We start from the raw sequence: 9,115 nt of genomic DNA, 5'->3' as shown, positions 1-9,115 counted from the left end.
ACCCGCCTGATCGCCTTCAATTTGTAGGCCGTCGGAAACTGACGGTTCTTTGCTCGTACTGCCACAGGTCATCCTCAAAATGCCTGTCACAGGAATTATCGTGTCTCACTTAAGGGGGGCAGTCCAGCACTGTCACCGTAATTCATCTGGAAAATTCCCGATTTCGCGCGGGGCGGGATAAATTGATGAGTTAGCGCGTGATCTCGTCACTACGCTCGTCCAGCCTGAACCCGGTCAGCCCGCGCTCTTGCAGCAATGCTGCCAGCCGGTCGGAGATGAACCAGCACTCGCTATGGTGATGTTCGATCCAGCAGGCCCTATCGCCGATGACAGTCGCGTTAAGCGTGCATTGCCACGGCCCAACGCGCTGGTAGCTCCAATTTTCGATCTGGCCGCGTCCCGTTACCTTGAAGCTGCTTCGGTCTTCGATGATCGAGTCAATTCGCCCGACCACGTTGAAAATGAAGAAACTCCCCGGCCAAGCACGTCCCTTCTTGTCTTCGACAACGACCGGGAAGAATTGATGCCGTCCGGGGTCGAGTTGCTCAACCGCGTCTCTGAACCGCGAGCTGACCAGGGTCGCCCCACCGCGAACCACGAGCCAGTCATACATCGCTTCTCCCCTGATAAGCCGCACGCGGCGGGGCATTACATCGGGCGAAAGGATGGTTCCGCTAACCCATGTCGCCCGAATGATCGTACCGGGATAGGCGTCGGTCCGATCGAAGAACGCATCCAGAGGCGGCTTGTCTTCCTGAAAGAATTCGACCTCGGTCTTGCCAAGGCTGTATGAGAGATCGTCGCGGATGATGTAAGCCATTCTTCGGCCTGCCTTTCTGGATAGTTTCGAGAACGCACCGATCATACCATCCGAATTCAAAGACGGCCTACCCGAGTCGCGCGTTACGATGCCGGTCGAAACTCCTGACATTCCTTTGCCCCTTCTATATCCGCTTCCGACTTGTCTCCCCCTTCAAGACTGAAGAGCCTCAGGACGTCGTCTCCCCAGCCTCCCCCACCGGCCGCACCTTCATCTTCTCCAGCACCGCCGGATCGACCAACTGGCTCACAATCGGGTGAATCCGCACCGGCTTGTCCTTCACCACCTGCTTGAAATTCGCGAGCACGGCAGTGGCGACCTTCTGCGAGGGGGCGATGACGTCGAGCAGCCAAGTGGTGTCGCCACTATTCCAGTCCTCGGCCTTGAGGCGGACCGGGAACACGTGGGCCTGGATCTGCTCGCGGATCTTGGCGTCGACCTCGGAGGCGCATCTGGTCTTCCATGTTCGGTCGGCCGCCGTGGGCGTTCGCGCGAGCCTCTGTCCAGTCCCCTCACCGCTCCCGGCCCGCCTCATCGAGCGACTGCGTGATCGGCGACAGCAAATATTGGATGATCCGCCGCTCGCCGGTCTTGATCTCGGCCTGCACGGAGAGACCGGGGCCGAGCGTCTGCTGGCGGTCGCGGACGCGGATGCTGGTCTGCAACAGGCGGATGCGCGCGGCGTAGACGAGGCCGGGCTGGACCGGCCGGCCCTTGTCGTCGCGCTGCGGCTGGCCGTTGGATTGCGACAGATCGATCGCATCGCGGCTGATGCTCTCGACGATCCCCGGCACCAGGCCGTAGTCGGTGAAGGGAAAGGCCTCCAGCTTGACGCGCACGGGCTGCCCCTCGCGGACGAAGCCGATGTCCTTGTTGAGGACCTGGGCTTCGACCTCGATCTCGGCGCCGTCGGGGACGACGGTCATCAGGGGCTGCGCCGGCTGCACCACCCCGCCGATCGTCGCGACCACGAGCTGCTGCACCGTTCCGGCCACGGGCGCGCGCAATGCCAGGAACTCGCGCCGCCGCGTGGTCTTGCGCAGATCTTCGGCCGCGAGCTGGGCCTTGTCGCGGGCCTGGACCATCTCGGTCACGGCGGTCTTGCCGAAGGTCTCGCGCAGCTTGCGGATCTCGGCCTCGAGCGCCGTCATCGCCGCGCGCGCCCGCGCCGCATTGGCGAGCTGCACGTCGACGTTCTGGACGTGCTCGATACGCTGCTGCTCGTATTCCAGCAGCCGCAGCCGCGCGAAATTGCCCTGCTCGGTGAGCTGCCGGCGCGCCTCGAGCGACTGGTCGACGAGCGGGAGGGTGAGGCGCAGCTTGTTGATCTCGACCTCTGCGGAGGTCAGCTCGGCCGCGCGCTGCGCGATCTGCTGCTGCAGGCTGGCGACCTGCGCCTCGTATTCGGCGATGCTGGCGCGGACGTATTGCTCCTCCACCGCGGCCGTGGCGGCCGGCGTGTCGTCCGGCGCGACGAAGCCGGTCGGCCGGCCGTCGAGATAGGCGAGCAGCGCCGCGTTGCGGGCCTGGATAAGCCTTGAGGCTTGCAGGTTCTGCCGCGCCTGCGCCTCGTCGGCGGTCGCGAGCGTCGGATCGAGCTCGACGAGAAGCTGTCCCTCCTCGACATGCTGGCCGTTGGCGACATGGATGGCGCGCACCGAGCCGATCTCCATCGGCTGGATGGTCTTGACCTTGCTCGACGGAATGATCTTGCCGCTCGCCACCGCCACGACGTCGACCGTGCCGATGACGGACCAGACCAGCGCGGCCGTGAAGAAGCCGCAGGTCATCAGCAGCAGCATGCGCAAGCCGGGGCTGGGCGGCTTCTCCATGATCTCGAGGGCGGCCGGCAGGAACTCATGATCGGAGAGCGGCCTGCGGTTGCGGTCGGCCTCGTTCTGCATGCTCCAGCTCGCCCGCAGCACGGCCCAGTGCTTGGCGAGAGTCGGAAAACGCTCGGCGACCCAGGCCGTCACGTGCTGCGCCCCATTTGCTTGGTGTAGAGCTGGGCGTAACGGCCGCCGGAGCGCAGCAGCGTCTGGTGATCCCCGGTCTCGGTGATCTCGCCGGCCTCGACCGTGACGATCCGGTCGCACTGCCGCACGGCGGAGAGCCGGTGCGCGATGATGATGACGGTGCGGCCGCGGGCGATGCCGGCGAGATTGTGCTGGATGATCTCCTCGCTCTCGGCGTCGAGCGCGCTGGTCGCCTCGTCGAGGATCAGGATGCGCGGATTGCCGATCAGCGCTCGGGCGATCGCAATCCGCTGGCGTTGCCCGCCCGACAGGTTGCCGCCCCGCTCGTCGATCACCGTGTCGTAGCCGTGCGAGAGCCCGAGGATGAAGTCGTGAGCGCCGGCGAGCTGAGCGGCGGCGATGACCCGCTCCATCGGCATTGTGGTGTCGGCCAGCGCGATGTTCTCACGCACCGAGCGGTTAAACAGGATGTTCTCCTGCAGCACGACGCCGATCTGCCGGCGCAGCCAGGCCGGGTCGACCAGCGCGAGATCGACACCGTCGACCAGCACCCGGCCCTGCTCCGGAACATAGAGACGCTGCACCAGCTTGGTCAGCGTCGACTTGCCCGAACCGGAGGGGCCGACGATGCCGATCATCTCGCCCGGCTGGATCGCGAGCGTGATGCCGCGCAAAGCCTCCGGCGCATCGGGGCGATAGCGGAAACGAACCCGATCGAAGTTCACCGCGCCCTTGATCGGAGGAAGGCTCGCCCGGTTGGGATTGTGATCGGGTTCGGCCGGCGCGTTCAGCACGTCGCCGAGCCGGTCGACCGAGATACGCACCTGCTGAAAGTCCTGCCATAGTTGGGACAGGCGCAGGATCGGTTGTGCGACGCGCCCGGAGAGCATGTTGAAGGCGACGAGCGATCCGACCGAGAGGTCGCCGGCGATGACCGCCTTCGCGCCGAAGAACAGGATCGCGACCGTGGTCAGCTTCGACACCAGCTGGATGAGATGGCTGCCCCAGTTCGCAAGCGTTGCGACCTGGAATCCGGTGCTGGTGTAGCCCGCGAACTGCTTCTCCCATTTTGCCCGCATCTGCGGCTCGACCGCCATCGCCTTCAGCGTGCCGATCCCCGTGACGCTTTCGACCAGGAAGGACTGGTTCTCGGCGCCGCGTTTGAATTTCTCGTCGAGACGGGCGCGCAGCGGCGGCGTCACGATCACCGAGATCGCGACATAGAGGGGGATCGACAGCGTGACGATCAGGGTCAGTAGCGGACTATAGGCGTACATGACGCCGAAGAAGACGATGGTGAAGAACAGATCGATCACCACGGTGACGGCATTGGAGGTCAGGAACTCCCTGATACGGTCGAGCTCGCGCACGCGAGCAACGCTGTCGCCGACGCGGCGTGCCTCGAAGTACGACAGCGGCAGGTTGAGAAGGTGCCGGAACAGCTGCGCCGAGAGCTCGCTGTCGACGCGATTGGTGGTGTGAGCAAACAGCCAGTTGCGCAGCGCCGACAATCCGGTCTCGAAGATCAGCACCGCCGAGAGCCCGACCGCCAGCACGTCGAGCGTCGTCAGCGACTGGTGGACGAGCACCTTGTCGATGACGAGCTGGAAGAAGATGGGCGAGATCAGCCCCATGAGCTGCAGGAAAAAGGATCCAATCAGGACGTCGCGCAGCGGCCCGCGGTATTTCACGAGGGCAGGAATGAACCAGCTGATGTCGAAGGGGCGCGCCGCCCCCGCCATCAGCTCACGCGTCGTCATCAGCAGCAGACGCCCGGCATATTGGCCGCCGAAATCGTCCGCCGACCACACTTCGGGGCGATCGCCATCGCCGCGCTGAATCAGGAAGCGCGTTCCGTCCGGCCGCTGGTCGATCTTGAGCAGGATGATCGCCTCGCCGTCCTTCAGTTCAGCGAGCGCGGGCAGAGGCACTTTGTGAAGTTCGGGGGGCGCGACAGGCTTGACCTTGGCGACGGTTTTCAGCCGCTTGGCGATCCGGGCAAGATCTTCAAGACGGTATCCGGTGCCGGGCGCGCCGTGCTCGTGCGCGATCTGACCGGCATCGGCAGGCACGCCAAGGAACTTTGAGACCAGAACGAAAGCGAGGAGTGACGCCGGAAAGGAGGAATCGTTGCCGCCCGTCGCGTCCGCAGCCTCGTCACGCGCTTCGACAACAGCAATCGTCATGATCTAGACTTCACACCCTGTCGAATACGCACGCCGCCGCGAAGGTGCTAAGACCGGCCACGGTACCGACGCTACGGGACCAGCGCAAAATCGCCGATATATCCTGTCCTGCTGAAGTCGATGCCGGCCGATCGTCATAGGTCCCGATCCGGCGCTGGGCGGTGCGTCATCGGCAACGACAACATTGACCGGAGAGAAACGCCGCGAAAGGAAGCCAGCAAGCGCATCAGGATCCCGCAACCCGAGAGCGACCTGGGAGAAGCCGGGTCCCACCTGTCGAGCAGCTCCGTTTCAAATTCGCCGATGGGTACTAAGACGCGCTTAAACAAAGGATATACCGGGTTCGAATTGCACAGACGTACAAACCGCACGCCGCTGCCACAGAGCACCACCATAGATACGTCAGCAATCTGCCCCAACCTCGTATGCGATTGATGTCGCATCTAGATCGGAACAACCTGACCACGGGTTAGACGATCGCTTGTACCTAACGTTGTTTGACGGGGCAAGCGTTCGCGCTCTATGAAATGAACGCAGCCTTTCACGAAGGTCTCACGGACGGGCGCGGCGCCTCGCACCGGTTTGGGAGAACCACGCGCATAGCTTGCGCAACCGTCTACACGTCGGCCCGCTCGCCGCGGTCGACCTGATTCCGCGGGGAGGATGCGTCGGTGGGCAGAGTGCGCCAGCCGCTGCTTTGAGGACGGCATCCCGATCCACAGCAGCGACGACACAACTCTTGACCTCTCGGCCCTCGTCATCGCGGAAGGATAGATCGATGAAATCTTTGCCGCCGTCCACCGTGCGTTGATCACAATCAGCTGGCGCTCTGCCCACAGTACGTGACGCTCCTGATCGCTAGAAGGCGATCAGGCAAGAACGCTTCTTCCAATGACAACCGGCAATTCTGCACACGCGGCGCCGATCGATCTGAACGGACCAAGTGCTGTTGGCGTTGGCTCTCTTACGATTGTTCTTGATCTCCCGGTGCACACGTCGTGCACACTCCAGCTTCTAACCAGTTGAAAGACTTGAACTCTCGCTCCAATCCACCATGGGCGCCGTGGCGAATTTTCGATCTAAGTCATTCATTTTGCTGAGATATTCTAACCTCTGATCAGCCATTTATGTAATTGGACCGATTGAAAAAACTGGTTTGACGAGGCCTCCGCGGCTTGGCTCTTCTAGGACCATATACGCATGAATTGGAAGCGAAAATCGCTTCTTCGGATTATCAGTGCACACGTCACGACACACGAGACTCACATCGCCACCGTACGCGAACAGCCTCGATCTCGCGTGAGCACAGGAGCTGCGGGCCGGCTTGAAAGACACGGAGCAGAATGCAGCCCCGGATGCTGGTAGCGATCTGCAAGGGCAACGCACGGCCGAGATCCGGTCGACACGGAGGCGGCTGTTGGAACGGCCGGCGATGGCCACCGGCATCCCTCAGGATGGGCCAGAAGCGGATTCGGGTCCAGCCTCGGCGGGATCGGTCACCCCGACCGTGTGATAGGCACGGCCGAAATAGATCAGATTGTCGGTGCAGCCCGATCTTTGCAGCGCGACGACCCGGCAGAACAGCACATCATGCGTGCCGACATTGACGATATCGGCAATCCGGCAGTCGAACGCGGCGGCACAGTTGGCCAGCACCGGCGCACCCGTTGTGAGTGTCGACCAATCCGCGGCGGCGAACCGCTCTTCGGCAGGCACCTTGCCGCCGAAAAGGCGGGACAGTTGCTCGTGCCTCGCCGAGAGCACGTTGACGCACACCGCCTTGTTGCGCGTCACGCTGGCATAGGCTGAGGAGCCGCGGTGGATGCAGACCAGAAGCGTCGGAGGATCGTCGGTCACGCTGCAGATCGCGGATGCGGTGAATCCGGCGCGGCCCGCGGCACCGTCGGTCGTGACGATGTTGACGGCCGCGCCGAGACAGGCCATCGCATCACGGTAGTCCCGGGAAGCCACATCCTGCATCGATGTCCTCACCCCTCGATGGCAGGCGCGAAGGCAAGCTCGCGCAACACCTGGGCCAACACCGACGCTCCCGCGGCGACATGATCGGGCTCGGCCCATTCGTGCTCGACATGGCTCGCGCCGTCGCGGCATGGGATGAAGATCATCGCGGCCGGGCAGACCTTGGCGAGATGGCGGGCATCATGACCGGCCGCCGAGAGCATGGTCATGGCCGAATGCCCCTGCTCACGCGAGGCCTTGCCGATGCCCGCTCGCAGACGCGCATCGAAGGCGTTCGAGGGCGCATCGACGAGCGGCGTCACCGTGACCGCGCAAGGCGATGCGTTCGCCTTGCAAAGAGTTTTGATCCGCGCACCGGCCGCATCAAGCGCCGCATTATCAGGATGACGCAGATCGATGCTGAAGCTGACGCGCGAGGGCACCACTGAGGGCGCATTCGGTGTGACCGCAACTCGGCCGATGGTGAATTTGATGTCGGCATCGATGGTGCCGATCTCGGCATGGAGCGCCGACGCCATCCGCGCAAAGGCCGCGAGCGCATCCCGCCTCTCCGACTGCGCCAGCGTGCCGGCGTGTCCTTCGCTCCCCTCAACCACCACCTGAAAGGTCTTCTTGCCCTGGATGCCGGCGACGATACCGATGGTGCAGGCGGCTGCCTCCAGCAATGGCCCCTGCTCGATGTGCAATTCGAGATAGGCACTAGTGGTGAAGCCGAGCGGCCTGCGCGGCACATCAGGAAACGCCTGGTGGAGACGATCGAGCGCTTCGCCGACGCTGACGCCATCGGCATCGCGCGCGGCGCGGATCGCATCCATGTCGCGCTCGCCGGTGAAGGCTTCCGAGCCCATCATACCCGGCGCGAAGCGCGAGCCCTCCTCGTTCATCCAGGCGACGACGATGACGTCGCGCGCAGGCTTCTCGTCTTGGCCGGCGAGCGAGACCACCGCTTCGAGTGCCGCCATCACGCCGGCCGCACCATCGAACTTCCCGCCGGTCGGCTGGCTGTCGAGATGACTACCAAGGAGAAGCGGCGGCACGCCGCGATCGCGGCCGGCCAGCGTGAGGAACAGGGTTCCCGCGGCATCCGTCGGCGGCGTCAATCCCGCTTCGCGCGCCCAGCCGATGACGCGGCGCCAGGCGGCGATCTCGCCGTCGCTCAGGGCTTGCCGGTTGACCCCGCCGGCCGGCGTCGCGCCGATCTCGGCGAGTGCCATCAGGCGGCTCCAGAGCCGGTCGGTGTTGATCAGGGGCTGGCTCGTCATCGACTACTTCGTGCGCATAATCTGACCCGGCAGCGCGCGCGGATCGCGCGGCAGCCAGCTCCCGGCCTCGACCTGGGCGATAAACTCGGCGAGGAGCGCATTGAATGCCGCCGGCTCTTCGAGATTGAGCGTGTGGCCGGTCTTGGGGAAGACCGACAGGCCGCAGGCGGGAATAGTCTTCTTCAGGAAGATGCCGGGCTGGAGACAGTGGTCGTCCTCGTCGCCGACGATAACCAGCGTCGGCACCATCATCTTTTTCAAGCCGTCTTCGAGATCATAGAACGACGGCCGCCGCGCCTGGACGCCTCGCATGGTGTTGGCGGCGCCGCGATCGGAATGGGTGGCGAGGCGATCGGCGAATTCCTGCCAGCCGCGCGGATCCTTGTTCTGGAACTGCACCCGGCTCGCACCGAGTGCATAGATCTTCGAGAATTCCCTGGCGCCCTGCTTCTCGAAATTGTCGGCGACTTCGAGCGAAACGCCGCGAAAATATTCCTCGAACTCCTTCTCGCAGCCATAGCCGGCGCCGGCCACCGTGAGAGACAACGCGCGCTCCGGCGTACGCAAGCCGAAATGCACCGTGCAGAACCCGCCCATGGAGAGGCCGACGATGTGCGCCTTCTCGATCTTGAGTGCATCGAGCACGGCGACCGCATCGTCGGCGGCGATCACCTGCGAATAGGCCTCCACGCTGTCGGGCACGTCTGACGGCGGATAGCCGCGTGCGGCGTAGCTGATGCAGCGGTGGCGCCGGCTGAAATAACGCAGCTGCGGCTCCCAGCTTTGGTGATTGCCGCCGAACTCGTGGATGAAGAGGATCGGCGTTCCCTCGCCCGCTTCCTCCACGTGCAGCTTCACGCCATCTTTCGCTGTGATCGTCGTCATCGGCAT

General features: G+C 63.9%; 7 protein-coding genes. All 7 read right to left on the bottom strand.

The features are described 5' to 3' along the window. Nucleotides 1–190: 190 nt before the first annotated feature. Nucleotides 191–820, bottom strand: a complete 630-nt coding sequence (locus CVM73_RS06200) for an imm11 family protein (RefSeq protein WP_146006567.1) — start codon at nt 818–820, stop codon at nt 191–193. Between the two features lie 169 nt (nt 821–989). Then, on the bottom strand, nt 990–1,355 hold the full coding sequence (locus CVM73_RS06195; protein ID WP_245452230.1) for a toxin-activating lysine-acyltransferase: 366 nt from the start codon (nt 1,353–1,355) through the stop codon (nt 990–992). After that, nucleotides 1,333–2,796: an HlyD family type I secretion periplasmic adaptor subunit gene (locus CVM73_RS06190; protein ID WP_100231110.1), complete on the bottom strand. Its 1,464-nt coding sequence runs from the start codon at nt 2,794–2,796 to the stop codon at nt 1,333–1,335. Before CVM73_RS06190 ends, CVM73_RS06195 begins: the two co-directional genes overlap by 23 nt. Further along, nucleotides 2,793–4,982: a type I secretion system permease/ATPase gene (locus CVM73_RS06185; protein ID WP_158237545.1), complete on the bottom strand. Its 2,190-nt coding sequence runs from the start codon at nt 4,980–4,982 to the stop codon at nt 2,793–2,795. Before CVM73_RS06185 ends, CVM73_RS06190 begins: the two co-directional genes overlap by 4 nt. 1,449 nt (nt 4,983–6,431) lie before the next feature. Beyond that, the gene (locus CVM73_RS06180; protein ID WP_167406659.1) at nt 6,432–6,962 is read right to left on the bottom strand and encodes a flavin reductase; all 531 of its coding nucleotides are present in this window, start codon (nt 6,960–6,962) and stop codon (nt 6,432–6,434) included. Nucleotides 6,963–6,970: 8 nt separating this feature from the next. After that, nucleotides 6,971–8,224: a Zn-dependent hydrolase gene (locus tag CVM73_RS06175; RefSeq protein ID WP_100231108.1), complete on the bottom strand. Its 1,254-nt coding sequence runs from the start codon at nt 8,222–8,224 to the stop codon at nt 6,971–6,973. Nucleotides 8,225–8,227: 3 nt separating this feature from the next. Continuing rightward, complete coding sequence (locus tag CVM73_RS06170) at nt 8,228–9,109, bottom strand: alpha/beta fold hydrolase (RefSeq protein ID WP_167406658.1); 882 nt, start codon at nt 9,107–9,109, stop codon at nt 8,228–8,230. Between the last annotated feature and the right edge of the window lie 6 nt (nt 9,110–9,115).

This window comes from Bradyrhizobium forestalis, from assembly GCF_002795245.1.
Classification (GTDB): Bacteria; Pseudomonadota; Alphaproteobacteria; order Rhizobiales; family Xanthobacteraceae; genus Bradyrhizobium; species Bradyrhizobium forestalis.
The sequence above is the reverse complement of the archived record's forward strand: the minus strand, read 5'-3'. Positions and strand labels throughout refer to the sequence as shown.

Bases quoted from the DNA above. Each gene is read 5' to 3' on its own strand.
- CVM73_RS06180 (WP_167406659.1), bottom strand. From the start codon at position 6,962: ATGCAGGATGTGGCTTCCCGGGACTACCGTGATGCGATGGCCTGTCTC.
- CVM73_RS06175 (WP_100231108.1), bottom strand. From the start codon at position 8,224: ATGACGAGCCAGCCCCTGATCAACACCGACCGGCTCTGGAGCCGCCTG.
- CVM73_RS06170 (WP_167406658.1), bottom strand. From the start codon at position 9,109: ATGACGACGATCACAGCGAAAGATGGCGTGAAGCTGCACGTGGAGGAA.
- CVM73_RS06195 (WP_245452230.1), bottom strand. From the start codon at position 1,355: ATGAGGCGGGCCGGGAGCGGTGAGGGGACTGGACAGAGGCTCGCGCGA.
- CVM73_RS06200 (WP_146006567.1), bottom strand. From the start codon at position 820: ATGGCTTACATCATCCGCGACGATCTCTCATACAGCCTTGGCAAGACC.
- CVM73_RS06185 (WP_158237545.1), bottom strand. From the start codon at position 4,982: ATGACGATTGCTGTTGTCGAAGCGCGTGACGAGGCTGCGGACGCGACG.